This window comes from Streptococcus sp. oral taxon 071 str. 73H25AP (assembly GCF_000146755.1).
GTDB lineage: Bacteria > Bacillota > Bacilli > Lactobacillales > Streptococcaceae > Streptococcus > Streptococcus oralis_T.
Genome location: NZ_GL397254.1, coordinates 305,102 through 323,602 on the forward strand (window position 1 = coordinate 305,102; position 18,501 = coordinate 323,602).

Annotated in this window: 14 protein-coding genes; all 14 read left to right on the forward strand. The window is 43.0% G+C overall.

All coding sequences use genetic code 11. The annotated features are described in order from the left end of the window. The first annotated feature begins 20 nt into the window (after positions 1–20). The 14 genes from HMPREF9189_RS03850 to HMPREF9189_RS03910 all read left to right on the forward strand — a co-directional run bounded on the left by HMPREF9189_RS03850 (position 21) and on the right by HMPREF9189_RS03910 (position 18,500). Positions 21–617: a LemA family protein gene (locus HMPREF9189_RS03850; protein WP_000812474.1), complete on the forward strand. Its 597-nt coding sequence runs from the start codon at positions 21–23 to the stop codon at positions 615–617. A gap of 132 nt (positions 618–749) precedes the next feature. Continuing rightward, positions 750–1,040: a hypothetical protein gene (locus HMPREF9189_RS12500; RefSeq protein WP_000415954.1), complete on the forward strand. Its 291-nt coding sequence runs from the start codon at positions 750–752 to the stop codon at positions 1,038–1,040. A 142-nt stretch (positions 1,041–1,182) separates the two neighbouring features. Further along, the gene (gene secA / locus HMPREF9189_RS03860) at positions 1,183–3,696 is read left to right on the forward strand and encodes a preprotein translocase subunit SecA (RefSeq protein ID WP_001274111.1); all 2,514 of its coding nucleotides are present in this window, start codon (positions 1,183–1,185) and stop codon (positions 3,694–3,696) included. Positions 3,697–3,775: 79 nt separating this feature from the next. Beyond that, a complete protein-coding gene (locus HMPREF9189_RS03865) occupies positions 3,776–4,807 on the forward strand; it encodes a 3-deoxy-7-phosphoheptulonate synthase (RefSeq protein WP_000232181.1) in 1,032 nt (343 codons plus the stop codon). A 1-nt stretch (position 4,808) separates the two neighbouring features. Then, positions 4,809–5,840, forward strand: a complete 1,032-nt coding sequence (locus tag HMPREF9189_RS03870; protein WP_000864051.1) for a 3-deoxy-7-phosphoheptulonate synthase — start codon at positions 4,809–4,811, stop codon at positions 5,838–5,840. 44 nt (positions 5,841–5,884) lie between these two features. Further along, positions 5,885–6,247 (forward strand): holo-ACP synthase, encoded by a 363-nt coding sequence (gene acpS, locus HMPREF9189_RS0102000; RefSeq protein WP_025168498.1) that lies wholly within the window; start codon positions 5,885–5,887, stop codon positions 6,245–6,247. Beyond that, positions 6,237–7,340, forward strand: coding sequence for an alanine racemase (gene alr, locus HMPREF9189_RS03875; RefSeq protein WP_000648097.1), 1,104 nt, complete (start codon positions 6,237–6,239; stop codon positions 7,338–7,340). The genes acpS and alr overlap by 11 nt, the downstream gene beginning before the upstream one ends. 17 nt (positions 7,341–7,357) lie before the next feature. After that, complete coding sequence (recG, locus tag HMPREF9189_RS03880) at positions 7,358–9,373, forward strand: ATP-dependent DNA helicase RecG (protein ID WP_001048793.1); 2,016 nt, start codon at positions 7,358–7,360, stop codon at positions 9,371–9,373. 310 nt (positions 9,374–9,683) lie between these two features. Beyond that, complete coding sequence (locus tag HMPREF9189_RS03885; protein WP_000894826.1) at positions 9,684–10,166, forward strand: thioesterase family protein; 483 nt, start codon at positions 9,684–9,686, stop codon at positions 10,164–10,166. 158 nt (positions 10,167–10,324) lie between these two features. Next, positions 10,325–11,305: an acetylxylan esterase gene (locus HMPREF9189_RS03890; protein ID WP_000682265.1), complete on the forward strand. Its 981-nt coding sequence runs from the start codon at positions 10,325–10,327 to the stop codon at positions 11,303–11,305. A gap of 337 nt (positions 11,306–11,642) precedes the next feature. After that, on the forward strand, positions 11,643–15,041 hold the full coding sequence (locus HMPREF9189_RS03895; RefSeq protein WP_001108827.1) for a YSIRK signal domain/LPXTG anchor domain surface protein: 3,399 nt from the start codon (positions 11,643–11,645) through the stop codon (positions 15,039–15,041). Between the two features lie 232 nt (positions 15,042–15,273). After that, positions 15,274–15,972: an N-acetylmannosamine-6-phosphate 2-epimerase gene (locus HMPREF9189_RS03900; protein ID WP_001135658.1), complete on the forward strand. Its 699-nt coding sequence runs from the start codon at positions 15,274–15,276 to the stop codon at positions 15,970–15,972. 114 nt (positions 15,973–16,086) lie between these two features. Next, on the forward strand, positions 16,087–17,415 hold the full coding sequence (locus HMPREF9189_RS03905) for an ABC transporter substrate-binding protein (protein WP_000672110.1): 1,329 nt from the start codon (positions 16,087–16,089) through the stop codon (positions 17,413–17,415). Between the two features lie 218 nt (positions 17,416–17,633). Then, a complete protein-coding gene (locus HMPREF9189_RS03910; RefSeq protein WP_001209417.1) occupies positions 17,634–18,500 on the forward strand; it encodes a carbohydrate ABC transporter permease in 867 nt (288 codons plus the stop codon). Position 18,501 lies beyond the last annotated feature (1 nt).

An 18,501-nucleotide genomic window follows, 5' to 3' on the forward strand; every position in this document is an offset into this window, starting at 1 on the left:
GAAAGTGTTAAGGTTTTGATATGAAACAAAATAAAGTAATTCTCTCAATAGTGGCGATTTTCTTTGGACTACTAGTTCTGGGAAGTTGTTCCGCAGTTACGACCTATAATGGTCTGGTTGGTGAACAGACTAAGGTGGAGCAGGCTCGGGCCGATGTCTCGACAGCCCTCCAACGTCGTTCGGACTTGATTGGTAACTTGGTGGAGTCCGTTAAAGGACAAATGAATCATGAAACCGAAGTCTTTACCAAGATTGCTGATGCTAGAGCTAAAATCGGTAGTAGCTCAGTAACTTCTGAAGAAAACCAAAAGGCTCAGGGAGAATTGAGCTCTGCTCTTTCTCGCTTGATTTCATTGACGGAGAATTATCCAGAACTCAAGAGCAATCAAAATGTTGAGCAACTAATGGTCGAACTTTCAGGCAGTGAAAATCGTATTTTTGTAGCACGCAAGGATTATAATAAAGTCGCTGCCGAGTACAATCAAAAGTTGAGAAGTTTTCCAACTGTGCTTTTTGCGAATATGATGAGCTTTAAAGAAGCTGAAACCTTTAAAGAAACAGAAGAAGCCAAGACAGTTCCTAAGGTCGATTTTGGAACATCTTCATCAAGTCAATAAAGTGAATCATCCTATGAATAGAGTGATTTTTCTAGCATGACTAGTGATTTCAAACTCAAACCTGGAAAGTCTTTTCCAGGTTTTTTTGGTATAATAAAAGGGAAGAGACAGTGACTCAAATGGAGGTTTGCTATGGAGAAAACAAAAGCCTTTCTTGAAGCGCACTACAAGAGATATATTCTTACGATTTGCCTTCTCTGGTTCCTCATGTTTTTCTTTCCTTGGGATTGGCAAGCAGGAGGAGTTTCAGTATATTATTTCGTTATGAAAAAACTCTTCGTGGTTTTTGGCGTTTTATCCATCCTATACTCCGTGCTGATTAAAAAAATCAGTCTTTTCTTCTTTGGCATCATCTTTTGCTTGGCCTTCTGGATTAATCTCTTTTGGTATTTTGGGATATTACCTGCATTCTTGGGAAATTAAACATTAAAAAATGATGGACTAGACTGGCTTCTAGTCCTTTTTTCCCCTTGTGAAACAAGGATTCTTTCTTGAAAAATAATGGTAAATATGCTAAAATTAAAAGAACATTCTAAAATATTCAGAATCTAAAGTAAGGAAAATCATGGCTAATATTTTAAAAACAATTATCGAAAATGATAAAGGGGAACTTCGTCGTCTAGAAAAGATGGCTGATAAGGTTCTTAACTATGAGAGCCAAATGGCCGCAATGTCGGACGAAGAACTAAAAGCAAAAACTGACGAATTTAAAGAACGCTACAATAAGGGAGAATCACTTGATTCACTGTTATATGAGGCTTTTGCGGTAGTCCGTGAAGCAGCAAAACGTGTCCTTGGACTTTTCCCTTATAAAGTTCAGGTCATGGGTGGGATTGTTCTTCACCATGGTGACGTTCCAGAGATGCGTACTGGTGAAGGGAAAACCTTGACGGCGACCATGCCAGTGTACCTCAATGCCCTTGCAGGTAAAGGGGTTCACGTAGTTACTGTCAACGAATACCTGACAGAACGTGACGCGACTGAGATGGGTGAATTGTACTCATGGCTTGGTCTGTCAGTAGGAATCAACTTAGCAGCCAAATCTCCAATGGAGAAAAAAGAAGCGTACCTCTGTGATATTACCTACTCAACCAACTCAGAGATTGGTTTTGACTACCTTCGTGATAATATGGTCGTTCGTGCAGAAAACATGGTACAACGTCCGCTTAACTATGCCTTGGTCGATGAGGTTGACTCGATCTTGATCGATGAAGCCCGTACTCCTTTGATCGTTTCAGGTGCCAATGCAGTTGAGACTAGCCAACTCTACCACATGGCGGATCATTTTGTGAAGTCTTTGGACAAGGATGACTATATTATTGACATTCAGTCTAAGACGATTGGTTTGTCTGATTCTGGGATTGACAAGGCTGAGAGCTATTTCAAACTGGAAAATCTCTATGACGTCGAAAACGTAGCTCTTACCCACTTTATCGACAATGCCCTCCGTGCTAACTACATCATGCTTTTGGATATCGACTATGTGGTTAGCGAAGAGCAAGAAATCTTGATCGTCGACCAATTTACAGGTCGTACCATGGAAGGTCGTCGTTATTCTGACGGCTTGCACCAAGCGATTGAAGCAAAAGAAGGTGTGCCAATCCAAGATGAGACCAAGACTTCAGCTTCTATCACCTACCAAAACCTCTTCCGTATGTATAAGAAATTGGCAGGTATGACAGGTACTGGTAAAACAGAAGAAGAAGAATTCCGCGAAATCTACAATATTCGTGTTATCCCAATCCCAACCAACCGTCCAATCCAACGTATCGACCACTCAGACCTTCTCTATGCCAGTCTTGATGCGAAGTTTAAGGCTGTAGTTGAAGATGTAAAAGCTCGTCACCAAAAAGGTCAGCCGGTCTTGGTAGGTACAGTTGCAGTTGAAACGAGTGACTTTCTGTCTAAGAAACTGGTAGAGGCAGGTGTTCCTCACGAAGTCTTGAATGCGAAGAACCACTACAGAGAAGCGCAAATCATCATGAACGCTGGTCAGCGTGGTGCAGTTACTATCGCAACCAACATGGCCGGCCGTGGTACCGACATCAAGCTTGGTGAAGGGGTTCGTGAACTTGGTGGACTGTGTGTTATCGGTACAGAGCGCCACGAAAGTCGCCGTATTGATAATCAGCTTCGTGGACGTTCAGGACGTCAAGGAGACCCAGGTGAGTCACAATTCTACTTGTCTCTTGAAGATGATTTGATGAAACGTTTTGGTTCAGAACGTTTGAAAGGTGTCTTTGAACGCCTCAACATGTCTGACGAAGCTATCGAATCTCGCATGTTGACGCGTCAGGTTGAAGCAGCTCAAAAACGTGTAGAAGGAAACAACTACGACACTCGTAAACAAGTCCTTCAATACGATGACGTCATGCGTGAACAACGTGAGATCATCTATGCGCAACGTTATGATGTCATTACAGCAGATCGTGACTTGGCACCAGAGATCCATGCTATGATCCGTCGTACAATTGGTCGTATCGTGGATGCACATGCACGTTCTAAGGAAGATGAAAAATTGGAAGCAATCTTGAACTTTGCTAAATACAACTTGCTTCCAGAAGATTCAATCAACCGTTCAGATCTTGCAGGTTTGTCAGATCAGGCCATCAAAGATGAACTGTATCAACGTGCCTTGAAAGTTTATGACAGTCAAGTTGCCAAACTTCGTGATGAAGATGCAGTAAAAGAATTCCAAAAAGTCTTGATCCTACGTGTTGTAGACAACAAGTGGACAGACCATATCGATGCTCTTGATCAGTTGCGAAATGCTGTTGGTCTTCGTGGATATGCCCAAAACAACCCTGTTGTAGAATATCAAGCAGAAGGTTTCCGCATGTTTAATGACATGATTGGATCGATTGAATTCGATGTAACCCGCTTGATGATGAAAGCACAAATCCACGAACAGGAACGTCCTCAAACTGAACACAATATCAGTACAACTGCGACTCGTAATATCGCAGCGCAGCAGATTCAGCTTCCAAAAGATGTGGACTTGAGCCAAGTCGGACGAAATGACCAATGCCCATGTGGATCTGGTAAGAAATTCAAGAACTGTCATGGTAAGAGACAATAATACGAGATAAGATACAGGCGGATACCTGGTAAAAGTCATTTTTTGCTTGGTGTCCGTTTGCTTTATAAGGAGATGAATCATGGTATTTACAGCTAAAAGTCCTAAAATTAACATTGAAGAAGTTCGCGCCTTGTCTAAATTAGAGGGGGCGGCTCTTGCGAGAAAAAAGCAACGTGATCAGGAATTGGAAGCCATCATTCGTGGGGAAGACCAGCGTATTCTCTTGGTGATTGGACCATGTTCATCTGATAACGAAGAGGCGGTTCTCGAGTATGCCAAGCGTCTATCTGCTTTGCAAGAAGAGGTCAAAGACCGTATTTTTATGGTCATGCGTGTCTATACAGCTAAACCTCGTACCAATGGAGATGGCTATAAGGGCTTGATTCATCAACCAAATGCGACAGAAGCTCCTAGCTTGATCAATGGAATCAAGGCTGTTCGTCATTTACATTACCGCGTTATTTCTGAAACGGGGATGACAACAGCTGATGAGATGCTTTATCCTGAAAATCTTCCGCTGGTGGATGATTTGATTTCTTATATGGCTGTTGGAGCTCGTTCTGTAGAGGATCAACAGCACCGTTTTGTAGCGAGCGGAGCAGATTTTTCAACAGGATTTAAAAATCCCACATCTGGAAATCTCAATGTTATGTTTAACGGGATTTATGCAGCGCAAAATAAACAGAGTTTCCTCTTCCTCGGTAAAGAGGTGGAAACAACGGGGAATCCATTGTCCCACGCCATTCTTCGCGGTGCCTTGAATGAATACGGGAAAAATATTCCCAACTACTACTATGACAATTTGATAGATACCATTGCCCAGTATGAAAAGATGGGCTTAGAAAATCCCTTTATCATCATTGATACCAATCATGACAATTCAGGCAAGCAGTACATGGATCAAATCCGTATCGTTCGTCAGACCTTGATTAACCGTGACTGGAATGAGAAAATCAAGAAATACGTTCGTGGTTTTATGATTGAGTCCTATCTAGAAGATGGACGTCAAAATGAACCTGAAGTTTTTGGTAAGTCCATTACAGATCCGTGTCTAGGCTGGGACAACACAGAAGCACTTGTTCGCGAAATTTACCAAACGCTAGGAGAGTAAGATGGCATTTATCGAAAAAGGTCAAGAAATTGATATTGAAGCAATCAAGGCTGAGACCCAGTTGTCACCTGAAGCCTTGCGAAAAAAAGAAGCCCGTGATAGAGAGTTGGCAGCCATCATTTCGGGTGAGGACGACCGAATCCTTTTGGTGATGGGGCCTTGCTCTTCGGACAATGAAGAAGCAGTACTCGAATATGCTCGCCGCTTAGCAGACTTGCAGAAAAAAGTTGCGGATAAAATCTTTATCGTGATGCGTGTTTATACAGCTAAACCTCGTACCAATGGAGATGGCTATAAGGGTTTGGTTCATCAGCCCGATACTTCGAAAGCTCCAAGCTTGATTAATGGCTTGCAAGCCGTTCGTCAACTGCACTACCGTGTGATTACGGAGACTGGATTGACAACAGCTGATGAGATGCTCTATCCGTCAAATCTCGTTTTGGTTGATGACCTGGTCAGCTACCATGCTGTTGGGGCTCGTTCAGTGGAAGACCAAGAACACCGCTTTGTAGCCTCTGGGATTGATGCTCCAGTGGGGATGAAGAATCCCACATCTGGCAACCTTGGGGTTATGTTTAATGCTATCTATGCAGCTCAAAACAAGCAAACCTTCCTTTACCATGGTCAAGAAGTGGAAACTTCAGGAAATCCTTTGGCCCACGTTATCCTTCGTGGTGCCATGAATGAATATGGTAAAAATGAACCCAACTTCTACTATGAAACCCTCTTAAATGCAATCAACCGTTATGAGACCATGGGACTTGAAAATCCCTTCATTATCATCGATACCAATCATGACAATTCAGGCAAGCAGTATATGGAACAAATTCGCATTGTTCGTCAAGCCTTGCTGAATCGTGACTGGAATGAAAAGATTAAAAAGACGGTTCGAGGCTTTATGATCGAATCTTACCTAGCAGACGGTCGCCAAAATCAACCAGAGGTCTTTGGTTGCTCCATTACCGACCCTTGTCTAGGATGGGAAAATACAGTAGCCTTGGTAGAAGAAATTTATACTACCTTAACAAAATAAGTGAAAAGGATGGAGTTGGGGGAATCTCAGCTCCTTTTATGAGTATGATAGTTGGACACGGAATTGACATCGAAGAATTGGCTTCGATAGAAAGTGCAGTTACACGACGTGAGGGCTTTGCCAAGCGCGTGCTGACAACTAAGGAAATGGAGCGATTTACCAGTCTCAAAGGGCGCAGACAAATCGAATATTTGGCTGGTCGCTGGTCGGCTAAGGAAGCTTTTTCCAAGGCTATGGGGACAGGAATTGGCAAACTGACCTTTCAGGATTTGGAAGTTTTGAACAATGAAAGAGGGGCTCCCTATTTTAGTCAGTCACCATTTTTAGGAAAGATTTGGCTGTCGATCAGCCATACAGATCAGTTTGTGACAGCCAGTGTCATTTTGGAGGAAAATCATGAAAGCTAGTCCACATAGACCGACCAAGGCTCTGATTCGTTTGGGAGCTATTCGACAAAATATACAACAAATGGGAAGTCATATCCCTAATGGTACGCTCAAATTTGCAGTAGTCAAGGCTAATGCTTATGGACATGGGGCGGTAGCTGTTGCAACGGCGATCCAGGATATTGTTGATGGATTTTGCGTTTCCAATATCGATGAAGCTATCGAGTTGCGTCAAGCAGGTATAAACAAGAAAATCCTCATCTTAGGAGTTTCTGAGCTAGAAGCTGTTTCCCTAGCTAAAGAATACGACATCACCTTGACAGTGGCAGGGTTGGAGTGGATTCAAGCGCTGTTAGACAAGGAAGCAGATTTAACTGACTTGACTGTCCATCTCAAGATTGATTCAGGAATGGGACGAATTGGTTTTAGAGATGCCAGTGAAGCTGATTTGGTTCAAGACTTGCTCAAGCAACATGGTGCTCGCGTTGAAGGAATTTTTACCCACTTTGCGACTGCAGATGAGGAATCAGATACCTACTTTAATCAGCAGTTAGAATGCTTTAAAGCTATTTTGGCAAGTATGAAGGAAGTTCCAGAGCTGGTTCATGCCAGCAACTCGGCAACGACCCTCTGGCATGCAGAGACTATTTTCAATGCAGTTCGTATGGGAGATTCCATGTATGGTCTCAATCCAAGTGGAGAGGTTCTGAACTTGCCTTACGACTTGACTCCAGCCTTGACCTTGGAATCTGCTCTGGTTCATGTCAAGACAGTTCCAGCTGGAGCTTGCATGGGCTATGGAGCCACCTATCAGGCGGATAGCGAGCAAGTCATCGCGACCGTGCCAATCGGCTATGCGGATGGTTGGACACGAGACATGCAGAATTTCTCTGTCTTGGTAGATGGACAAGCTTGCCCAATTGTCGGACGAGTATCTATGGACCAAATCACCATTCGTCTGCCTAAGATTTATCCGCTCGGAACAAAAGTAACCCTGATCGGTAGCAATGGTGACCAGGAAATCACAGCAACTCAGGTAGCGACCTACCGTGGAACCATTAACTATGAGGTGGTTTGTCTCCTCAGTGACCGCATTCCGAGAGAATATTATTAAAAAGAAAGGAGTGGAGCATGAACCTACATCAACCCTTGCATGTCTTGCCTGGTGTGGGGCCAAAGTCAGCAGAGAAATACGCCAAACTAGGAATTGAAAACTTGCAAGACCTCTTGCTCTACTTTCCTTTCCGTTACGAAGACTTCAAAACCAAGCGGGTGCTGGAGCTGGAAGATGGCGAAAAGGCGGTCCTGTCTGGTCAAGTCGTGACACCTGCCAGTGTACAGTATTATGGTTTCAAGCGCAATCGCCTACGTTTTAGCCTTAAGCAGGGAGAGGTCGTTTTTGCGGTGAATTTCTTTAACCAGCCCTATCTAGCAGACAAGATAGAGTTGGGAGCAACCCTTGCTGTTTTTGGGAAGTGGGACCGTGCCAAGGCTAGTCTGACTGGGATGAAGGTTCTAGCTCAGGTGGAAGATGACCTCCAGCCTGTCTATCGTCTGGCTCAGGGAATCAGTCAGGCCAGTTTGGTTAAGGTCATTAAGACAGCCTTTGATCAGGGATTGGACCTCTTGATTGAGGAAAACCTTCCCCAGTCTTTACTTGATAAATACAAACTCATGTCCCGTTGCCAGGCTGTTCGCGCTATGCATTTTCCTAAGGATTTGGCAGAATACAAGCAGGCCCTTCGTCGTATCAAGTTTGAGGAACTCTTTTACTTCCAAATGCAGTTGCAGACGCTCAAGTCTGAAAATAGAGTTCAGGGAAGTGGTCTGGTTCTGAACTGGTCTCAAGAAAAAGTGACAGAAGTCAAAGAAAACCTGCCTTTTGCTTTGACTCAAGCTCAGGAAAAGAGTTTACAGGAAATTTTGATCGACATGAAGTCGGACCACCACATGAATCGTCTCCTGCAAGGAGATGTGGGGAGCGGAAAAACGGTAGTCGCTGGCTTGGCCATGTTTGCGGCGGTGACAGCTGGCTACCAGGCTGCTCTCATGGTACCGACAGAAATCCTAGCAGAGCAACACTTTGAGAGTTTACAGAACCTTTTTCCAGACTTGAAACTCGCTCTCTTGACAGGTTCCTTAAAAGTTGCAGAAAAAAGAGAAGTCTTGGAGACCATTGCCAAGGGTGAGGCCGACTTTATTATCGGGACTCATGCTTTGATACAAGATGGAGTGGATTATGCTCGCCTTGGTTTGATTATCATCGATGAGCAGCACCGTTTTGGTGTGGGACAAAGACGGATTTTACGGGAAAAAGGCGACAACCCAGACGTTCTCATGATGACGGCGACGCCCATTCCGCGAACATTGGCTATCACAGCCTTTGGCGATATGGATGTTTCCATTATCGACCAGATGCCTGCGGGTCGGAAACCCATTGTGACACGTTGGATCAAACATGAGCAACTGCCTCAGGTCTTGACTTGGCTAGAGGGGGAAATCCAAAAAGGTTCGCAAGCCTATGTCATCTCTCCCTTGATTGAAGAATCTGAAGCTCTGGATCTGAAAAATGCCATTGCCTTATCTGAGGAGTTGACAGCTCATTTTGCCGGCAAGGCTGAAGTGGCTCTTCTACATGGTAAGATGAAGAGTGACGAAAAAGACCAGATCATGCAGGAATTCAAAGAGAGAAAGACGGATATTCTGGTTTCGACGACGGTTATCGAGGTTGGAGTCAATGTCTCCAATGCGACCGTCATGATCATCATGGATGCCGATCGGTTCGGTCTCAGCCAGCTTCACCAGCTCAGAGGTCGTGTGGGTCGGGGAGACAAGCAGTCCTATGCTGTTCTCGTTGCCAATCCCAAGACCGAGTCAGGGAAAGACCGCATGCGCATCATGACAGAAACCACCAACGGATTTGTCCTTGCTGAGGAGGATTTGAAAATGCGCGGATCAGGTGAGATTTTTGGAACCAGACAGTCAGGTCTGCCAGAGTTTCAAGTGGCGGATATTATCGAAGATTTTCCGATTTTAGAAGAAGCTAGGAAGGTTGCCAGCTACATTAGTTCGATAGAAGGTTGGAAAGAGGATCCAGAATGGCGCATGATTGCTCTCCACCTAGAGAAGAGAGAACATCTGGATTAAGCCTTTTCTAAGAAATCTATAAGCTAGCTTTTAGGTTTGGGTCTTATACTAGAGTCATCAAAAAGAAACGAGGACTCTCACATGACGATTAAAGTAACCTACCAAAAGAAATTCCAAACCGTCAAACTAGAGAAAGGAGCTAGCACCTATTGATACACAAAGAGCGGAAACGCTCTTTTTATTTTTATAAAATGGTCGGCTATAAATCAAACTTAGTCGAGTGATAAAAAGATATTAGTCTCCAAGCCTATTTACTCTTTGACTGAAGCTTGATATAATTGCCCCATCTGAGTAAAGAGGAGTGAAAAGAATGTTAGAAACCAGAACGATTGCTATCCAAGATAGGTATGGAGAACGATTTCAGCATTGTTGGGGATGTGGTCCCAAGAATGATTTAGGCTTACATTTAAAAACCTATCCAAGTATAGATGGGAATAGTTGTATTAGTCGGATAAAGCTTGAAAATGCTTATACTGGTGGAGTTCCATCAAATGTCTTTGGAGGAATGATAGCGACTATTTTTGATTGCCATGGCACGGCCTCAGCAGCTTGGTTTGCCCATCATCAAAAAGGGTTGGAACTGACGGAATCAACTGTGATAGGACGTTTTATTACAGCTCGCTTGGAGATTGATTACCTTAGTCCTAGTCCAATTGAAGATGAAATTGTGGTTACTTCTACTCTGGAGGAATTAGGGGAAAGAAAAGCAATTATTGCTATGGAGATGACAGTGGCTACTAAAGTCCGTGCCAAAGCCAAAATGGTAGCAGTTGCTGTGAAGGATCATATGTAAAACGGAAGATTAGAAGTTTAAGATTTTAAAACTACTTTCAGACGATCAGTTTGAGGGAGGAGAATCTAAAATCACTTTCTGTTTACCATTCTTTCTTGCATTGCTTTCCCAGATATGCTAGAGTTATGATAGCGATTACAAATCAAAAGGAGCATGCTATGAAACATCCAGCTTTGTTAGAAGAAATCAAGACTTATAGAGGGCGAGATGAGGTTCCAGAAGACTTTGATACTTTTTGGGATGGGGAAGTGAAAAAGGTTTCAACTCTTCCAGCCTACCAGTTGGAGGAAAGAGATTTCCATATTCCCCAAGTCAAGTGCTATGAGCTAACCTTTGAAGGAACCAATGAAGGCAAGGTCTACGCACGTGTCGTCCTTCCAAAGAGTGAGGGTAAAGTTCCCCTAATCTTTCACTTTCATGGCTATATGGGACGTGGTTGGGACTGGGCCGACATGCTGGCCTTCACCGTGGCTGATTACGGTGTTGTTTCTATGGACGTTCGAGGCCAGTCAGGTTATTCGCAAGATGGTTTGCGCTCTCCTTTGGGAAATACCGTTAAGGGACATATCATCCGTGGTGCTGTTGAAGGTCGAGACCAGCTCTTTTATAAGGATGTCTATCTGGATATTTACCAGTTGATCGAAATTGTTGCTAGTCTGCCACAGGTAGATGAGGAAAGACTTTCAAGCTATGGTGCCTCACAAGGAGGAGCTTTAGCCCTGGTTGCAGCAGCGCTCAATCCTCGGATTCAGCGAACAGTTGCCATCTATCCCTTCTTGTCTGACTTTAGACGAGTGCTTGAGATTGGCAATACCAGTGAAGCCTATGATGAACTTTTCCGTTATTTCAAGTTCTACGATCCCTTCCATGAAACAGAGGATGAAATCATGGCGACTCTAGCCTATATCGATGTGAAGAATCTTGCCCATCGTATCAAAGGAGAGGTCAAGATGATTACGGGCTTGGATGACGATGTCTGCTATCCCATTACCCAGTTTGCAATTTACAACCGTCTGACCTGTGATAAGGCCTATCGCATCATGCCTGAGTATGCCCACGAAGCCATGAATGTTTTTGTCAATGACCAAGTCTACAACTGGCTCTGTGGTAGTGAAATTCCTTTTAAGTATGTAAGATAATGAACGAGAGAGCCCAGGAGCTCTCTTTTTTATGTCCAAAACCCGAAAGTACTTTTAGAAAATTTAAAATATTAAAATATTCTTAAAAGTAAAATCTATTCTGTGAGAACATAGATATAAATATAAGACTTTATTGTATAATAAAGGAAAAATCACTTGTGAAAGGAGGAAAAATGCTGCTGGGCGCTTAAAGAATGGCTCAGCAGAAAATGGGAGAGGATTGGGAGCTCTCATTGAGTTGGATACTTTCTTGTAAAACTTGTCTCTTGAAGAGACAATAAAAATTTTTAAAGAAAAAAGAAAGCGCTTTATTTTTATGAAAAATGGAAGGACAAACATGAATTACAACTCTTTACATCGGAAACAGCGATACGGAATTCGAAAATTTGCAATCGGAGCAGCATCAGTAGTGATTGGTACAGTAGTATTTGGAGTAAATCCAGTCTTAGCTCAAGAGCAAGCCAATGCAGCAGGTGCTAGTACAGAAACAGTCGAATCTGGTCAAGGGCAAGGATTATCAGAGTTACCAAAAGAAGTGTCTTCTGGTGATCTTGAACATTTGGATAAGGATTTGGCTGGTAAATTGGCAGCAGCTCAAGACAACGGCGTTGAGGTGGACCAAGATCATTTGAAAAAAAATGAGAGTGCAGAATCAGAAACTCCATCCTCTACGGAAACCCCTGCAGAAGAAGCAAATAAGGAAGCGGAATCAGAGGATCAAGGAGCGCTTCCTCGTGACTATTACTCAAGAGATTTAAAAAATGCTAATCCTGTCCTTGAAAAAGAAGATGTTGAAACCAATGCAGCAAATGGTCAGAGAGTCGATTTATCAAGTGAACTAGACAAACTAAAGAAACTTCAAAATGCTACAGTTCACATGGAGTTCAAACCAGATGCATCAGCTCCACGCTTTTACAATCTCTTCTCGGTATCCAGTGACACCAAGGAAAATGAGTACTTTACTATGTCGGTCCTTGATAATACAGCTCTTATTGAAGGGCGTGGCGCTAACGGGGAGCAGTTCTATGATAAGTATACAGATGCTCCTTTGAAAGTTCGCCCTGGACAATGGAACTCCGTGACCTTTACTGTCGAACAACCGACAGCAGAGTTACCTCATGGTCGAGTTCGTCTCTATGTGAACGGTGTCTTATCCCGAACAAGTCTAAAATCTGGTAACTTTATCAAAGATATGCCAGATGTTAATCAAGCTCAACTTGGAGCAACCAAACGGGGCAATAAAACAGTTTGGGCATCAAACCTACAAGTTCGAAACCTAACCGTTTATGATCGTGCTTTAAGCCCAGATGAAGTTCAAACACGGAGTCAACTATTTGAAAGAGGTGATTTAGAAAAGAAACTTCCTGAGGGCGCGAAAATCTCAGAGAAAGAAGATGTCTTTAAAGGGGGAATGCATAACCAACCAAACAAAGATGGCATCAAGAGTTATCGTATTCCAGCTCTTCTCAAGACTGATAAAGGAACGCTGATTGCAGGTGCAGATGAACGCCGTCTCCATTCGAGTGACTGGGGTGATATCGGTATGGTCATTAGACGCAGTGAAGATAATGGTAAAACTTGGGGAGATCGAGTAACCATTACCAACTTACGTGACAATCCAAGAGCTTCTGACCCATCAATCGGTTCACCAGTGAATATCGATATGACCTTGACTCAAGATCCTGAAACCAAACGCATCTTTGCCATTTATGACATGTTCCCAGAAGGAAAAGGGATCTTTGGAATGTCTTCGCAAAAAGAAGAAGCTTACAAAGAAATCAATGGTAAAACCTATCAACTCCTCTATCGAGAAGGTGAACAGGGAGCTTATACTATTCGAGAAAATGGTACAGTTTACACTCCAGATGGCAAGGCAACAGACTATCGCGTTGTTGTAGATCCTGTTAAACCAGCATACAGCGACAAGGGTGATCTATACAAGGGTGACCAGCTACTAGGCAATATCTACTTCACCACAAACAAAACTTCTCCATTTAGAATTGCCAAGGATAGCTACCTATGGATGTCTTACAGTGATGACGACGGGAAGACCTGGTCTGCTCCTCAAGATATTACTCCGATGGTCAAAGCCGATTGGATGAAATTCCTAGGCGTAGGTCCTGGAGTGGGGATAACCCTTCGTACTGGACCGCATAAAGGTCGAATCGTCGTTCCTGTCTATACAAGCAATCGGACTAACCACCTCAATGGTTCTCAATCATCTCGAATCATCTACTCAGACGACCATGGTAAGACATGGCATATGGGTGGTGGTGTCAACGACAATCGTACACTTTATGATGGTACAGTGGTTGATTCAAGTACCATGAATAATTATTATGCTCAAAATACAGAGGCTTCTGTTGTTCAGTTAAACAATGGGGACCTCAAACTCTTTATGCGAGGATTGACAGAAGATCTACAGGTTGCGACCAGTCATGATGGTGGTCTAACTTGGGACAATAACGTTGAACGCTACGATGTGCCAGACGTTTATGTTCAAATGGCTGCGACTCACACGGTTCAAAATGGCAAAGAGTATATTCTATTAGCAAATGCAAATGGTCCTGGTCGTAAAAATGGGTATATTCGAGTGGCTCGTGTAGAAGAAGATGGTCAGCTAACTTGGTTGCACCACCATTTGATTCAAGAAGGTGAGTATGCTTATAACTCACTTCAACAAATCGGACCAGATGAATTTGGACTTTTATACGAACACCATGCTCCTGGAGGTGTTCCATACACACTTTCCTTCAAGAAATTCAACTGGGATTTCTTGACCAAGGAAAGAATTTCTCCTAAAGAAGCAAAAGTGAAATATGCTATCCAAAAATGGCCAGGTATTATTGCCATGGAGTTCGATTCGGAAGTATTGGTCAACAAGGCTCCGACCCTTCAATTGGCAAATGGCAAGACAGCAACCTTTATGACCCAGTACGATACAAAAACACTCCTATTTACAGTGGATCCAGAGGATATGGGGCAAAGGATTACAGGTCTGGCAGAGGGTGCAATTGAAAGTATGCATAATTTACCAGTTTCTTTAGCTGGCTCTAAACTAAGCGATGGTATTAATGGCAGTGAAGCTGCTATCCATGAAGTTCCAGAGTTTACAGGTGGTGTTAATGCAGAAGAAGCGGCTGTGGCAGAGGTACCAGAGTACACTGGACCATTGGCAACAGCAGGTGAAGAACCAGCTCCAACAGTAGAAAAACCGGAATTCACAGGTGGTGTCAATGCAGAAGAAGCGGCTGTAGCAGAGGTACCAGAGTACACCGGTCCATTGGCAACGGTAGGTGAAGAACCGGCTCCAACGGTAGAAAAACCAGAATTCACAGGTGGTGTCAATGCAGTTGAGGCAGCAGTCCATGAGATTCCTGAGTTTAAAGGAGGAGTGAATGCAGTTCAAGCAGCCTCAAACGAGGTTCCAGAATATAGCGGAGGTGCTAACTTTGTCTTGGCAGCTTCAAATGACCTGCCAGAGTATAAGGGTGGAGTCAATGGCGCTGAGGCAGCAGTCCATGAAGTGCCAGAGTACAAGGGAGACACCAATCTAGTATTAGCAGCTGCAGACAACAAACTGTCTCTAGGCCAAGATGTGACCTATCAAGCGCCAGCAGCTAAACAAGATGAACTTCCAAATACGGGAAGCAAGGAAACCAGCTCACTAATTTCCCTTGGCCTTGCGGGCGTCCTTTTATCCCTCTTTGCATTTGGAAAGAAGAGAAAAGAATAATAGCAAGAGCTATTTGAGTAGGTCTCAGAAGAGATAGCAGGTTTTCAAGCCTGCTATCTTTTTTGATGACATTCAGGTTGATTTGAAATCATAAGAGGTCTGAAACTACTTTCAGGAACGGCTGTTCTATAAAATAGTTTTGAAACTGAAATCTATTCCACTACAAGCTATTGAAAGCGCTTAACAAATAATATATAATAAGCCCATAAGAACAAGAAAGGGAGGAAAGAGGATGCCACAGATCAGCAAAGAAGCCTTGATTGAACAAATCAAAGATGGAATCATTGTCTCTTGCCAGGCACTTCCTCACGAACCGCTTTATACAGAAGCGGGAGGAGTCATTCCCTTGCTAGTCAAAGCGGCTGAGCAAGGTGGAGCAGTCGGTATCCGAGCAAACAGTGTTCGCGATATCAAGGAGATCAAGGAGGTTACGAAACTCCCGATTATCGGGATTATCAAACGTGACTATCCGCCACAGGAGCCTTTCATTACAGCTACGATGAGAGAAGTGGATGAACTGGCTGAACTCGACATTGAGGTCATTGCTCTGGATTGTACCAAACGTGAACGTTACGATGGTTTGGAAATCCAAGACTTTATCCGACAAGTCAAAGAAAAATATCCGCATCAACTCTTAATGGCTGATACCAGTACGTTTGAAGAGGGAATAGCTGCAGTCGAAGCAGGAATTGATTTTGTTGGAACAACCCTATCAGGTTACACCTCTTATAGTCCCAAAGTGGATGGTCCAGACTTTGAACTGATCAAAAAACTGTGTGAAGCAGGTGTGGATGTCATCGCTGAAGGAAAAATTCATACACCAGAACAAGCCAAACAAATCCTTGAATATGGGGTGCGAGGTATCGTTGTTGGTGGAGCTATTACTAGACCAAAAGAGATTACGGAACGCTTTGTTGCCGGTCTTAAATAACATAATCTCAAAACAGAGGAGAGTGGTCGATGCGTCGGATGAAATGAAAACGTATACAAATAGAAGCTTACTCACTATCCAATATGGACACGCTTAACAATTAGGAGAATACAAATGAAATTTAGAAAACTAGCTTGTACAGTACTTGCAGGTGCTGCGATTCTTGGCCTTGCTGCTTGTGGGAATTCTGGTGGAAGTAAGGATGCTGGAAAATCTGGTAGCGATAGCGGAAAAACAGAAATCACTTGGTGGGCATTCCCAGTCTTCACACAAGAAAAGACTGGCGATGGTGTTGGAACTTATGAAAAATCAATCATCGAGGCTTTCGAAAAAGCAAATCCAGATGTAAAAGTGAAATTGGAAACTATCGACTTCAAGTCAGGACCTGAAAAGATCACAACAGCCATCGAAGCAGGAACAGCACCAGATGTACTCTTTGACGCACCAGGACGTATCATCCAATACGGTAAAAATGGTAAGTTGGCTGAGTTGAACGACCTCTTCACAGACGAATTCGTCAAAGATGTCAATAATGAGAACATCGTACAAGCAAGTAAGGCTGGAGACAAAGCTTACATGTATCCAATCAGTTCAGCTCCATTCTACATGGCTATGAACAAGAAAATGTTGGAAGATGCTGGAGTTGCAAACCTTGTAAAAGAAGGTTGGACAACTGATGACTTTGAAAAAGTTTTGAAAGCGCTTAAAGATAAAGGATATACACCAGGTTCATTGTTCAGTTCTGGTCAAGGGGGAGACCAAGGAACACGTGCCTTCATCGCAAACCTTTATGGCGGTTCTGTAACAGATAAAGATGTAACCAAATATACAACTGACGATCCTAAATTCGTCAAAGGTCTTGAAAAAGCTGCTAGCTGGATCAAAGACGGTTTGTTGAACAATGGTTCACAATTTGACGGTGGAGCAGACATCCAAAACTTTGCCAACGGTCAAACTTCATACACAATCCTTTGGGCACCAGCTCAAAACGGTATCCAAGCTAAACTCTTGGAAGCAAGTAAGGTAGACGTGGTAGAAGTACCATTCCCATCAGACTCTGGTAAACCATCTCTTGAATACCTTGTAAATGGATTTGCAGTATTTAACAACAAAGACGACAAGAAAGTCGCAGCAGCTAAGAAATTCGTTCAATTCATCGCAGATGACAAAGAATGGGGTCCTAAAGACGTTGTTCGTACAGGTGCCTTCCCAGTTCGTACATCATTTGGCAAACTTTATGATGACAAACGTATGGAAACAATCAGTAGCTGGACTAAATACTATTCACCATACTACAATACAATCAACGGATTTGCTGAAATGAGAACACTTTGGTTCCCAATGTTGCAATCTGTATCAAATGGTGACGAAAAACCAGCAGATGCTTTGAAAGCCTTCACTGAAAAAGCTAACGAAACCATCAAAAAAGCTACAAAACAATAAGCACTAAGTCAGATTGATTCCCCCTTTTCCCTGTGCACTACGGTGTAAGAAAAGGGGGACTTTTGTTTGAAATGTAAGGAACTGTCACGAAATTAAAATGAAGTTCTTACATAAGCGAATCTTAAAAAATTTCATTTTGATTTTAAAACAGTTCAAGAAAATCAAAAAATATTCTATTTGAAAGAGAGGTGCCGACTGTGAAAGTCAATAAAATTCGCATGCGGGAAACAGTGATTTCCTACGCTTTCCTAGCACCAGTGTTATTCTTCTTTGTCATCTTTGTCTTGGCTCCTATGATTATGGGATTCATTACAAGCTTCTTTAACTACTCCATGACCAGCTTTGAGTTTGTTGGCTTGGATAACTACATTCGCATGTTTAAAGACCCTGTCTTTACCAAGTCTTTGATCAATACTGTTATCCTGGTTATTGGATCTGTTCCGATTGTTGTACTCTTCTCGCTCTTTGTAGCATCTCAAACCTATCATCAAAATGCGATTGCCCGATCTTTCTATCGTTTCGTCTTCTTCCTTCCTGTAGTTACAGGTAGTGTGGCCGTAACGGTTGTATGGAAATGGATCTATGACCCCCTATCAGGGATTCTAAACTTTGTCCTTAAGTCAAGCCATATCATCAGCCAAAACATTTCTTGGCTGGGTGACAAAAACTGGGCTTTGCTAGCGATTATGATTATCCTTTTGACAACATCTGTTGGTCAACCGATTATCCTTTATATCGCTGCTATGGGGAATATTGACAACTCACTTGTTGAAGCGGCGCGTGTTGACGGTGCGACTGAGTTCCAAGTTTTCTGGAAGATCAAATGGCCTAGCCTCCTTCCAACAACTCTTTACATCGCGATCATCACAACCATCAACTCTTTCCAATGTTTCGCTTTGATTCAGTTGTTGACATCTGGTGGTCCAAACTATTCAACAAGTACACTGATGTACTACCTTTACGAAAAAGCTTTCCAATTGACAGAGTACGGCTATGCAAATACCATCGGTGTCTTCTTGGCAGTGATGATTGCCATTGTCAGCTTTGCTCAATTCAAGATCCTCGGAAATGACGTAGAATACTAAA

Bases quoted from the DNA above. Each gene is read 5' to 3' on its own strand.
- HMPREF9189_RS03850 (WP_000812474.1), top strand. From the start codon at position 21: ATGAAACAAAATAAAGTAATTCTCTCAATAGTGGCGATTTTCTTTGGA.
- HMPREF9189_RS12500 (WP_000415954.1), top strand. From the start codon at position 750: ATGGAGAAAACAAAAGCCTTTCTTGAAGCGCACTACAAGAGATATATT.
- secA (WP_001274111.1), top strand. From the start codon at position 1,183: ATGGCTAATATTTTAAAAACAATTATCGAAAATGATAAAGGGGAACTT.
- HMPREF9189_RS03865 (WP_000232181.1), top strand. From the start codon at position 3,776: ATGGTATTTACAGCTAAAAGTCCTAAAATTAACATTGAAGAAGTTCGC.
- HMPREF9189_RS03870 (WP_000864051.1), top strand. From the start codon at position 4,809: ATGGCATTTATCGAAAAAGGTCAAGAAATTGATATTGAAGCAATCAAG.
- acpS (WP_025168498.1), top strand. From the start codon at position 5,885: ATGATAGTTGGACACGGAATTGACATCGAAGAATTGGCTTCGATAGAA.
- alr (WP_000648097.1), top strand. From the start codon at position 6,237: ATGAAAGCTAGTCCACATAGACCGACCAAGGCTCTGATTCGTTTGGGA.
- recG (WP_001048793.1), top strand. From the start codon at position 7,358: ATGAACCTACATCAACCCTTGCATGTCTTGCCTGGTGTGGGGCCAAAG.
- HMPREF9189_RS03885 (WP_000894826.1), top strand. From the start codon at position 9,684: ATGTTAGAAACCAGAACGATTGCTATCCAAGATAGGTATGGAGAACGA.
- HMPREF9189_RS03890 (WP_000682265.1), top strand. From the start codon at position 10,325: ATGAAACATCCAGCTTTGTTAGAAGAAATCAAGACTTATAGAGGGCGA.
- HMPREF9189_RS03895 (WP_001108827.1), top strand. From the start codon at position 11,643: ATGAATTACAACTCTTTACATCGGAAACAGCGATACGGAATTCGAAAA.
- HMPREF9189_RS03900 (WP_001135658.1), top strand. From the start codon at position 15,274: ATGCCACAGATCAGCAAAGAAGCCTTGATTGAACAAATCAAAGATGGA.
- HMPREF9189_RS03905 (WP_000672110.1), top strand. From the start codon at position 16,087: ATGAAATTTAGAAAACTAGCTTGTACAGTACTTGCAGGTGCTGCGATT.
- HMPREF9189_RS03910 (WP_001209417.1), top strand. From the start codon at position 17,634: ATGCGGGAAACAGTGATTTCCTACGCTTTCCTAGCACCAGTGTTATTC.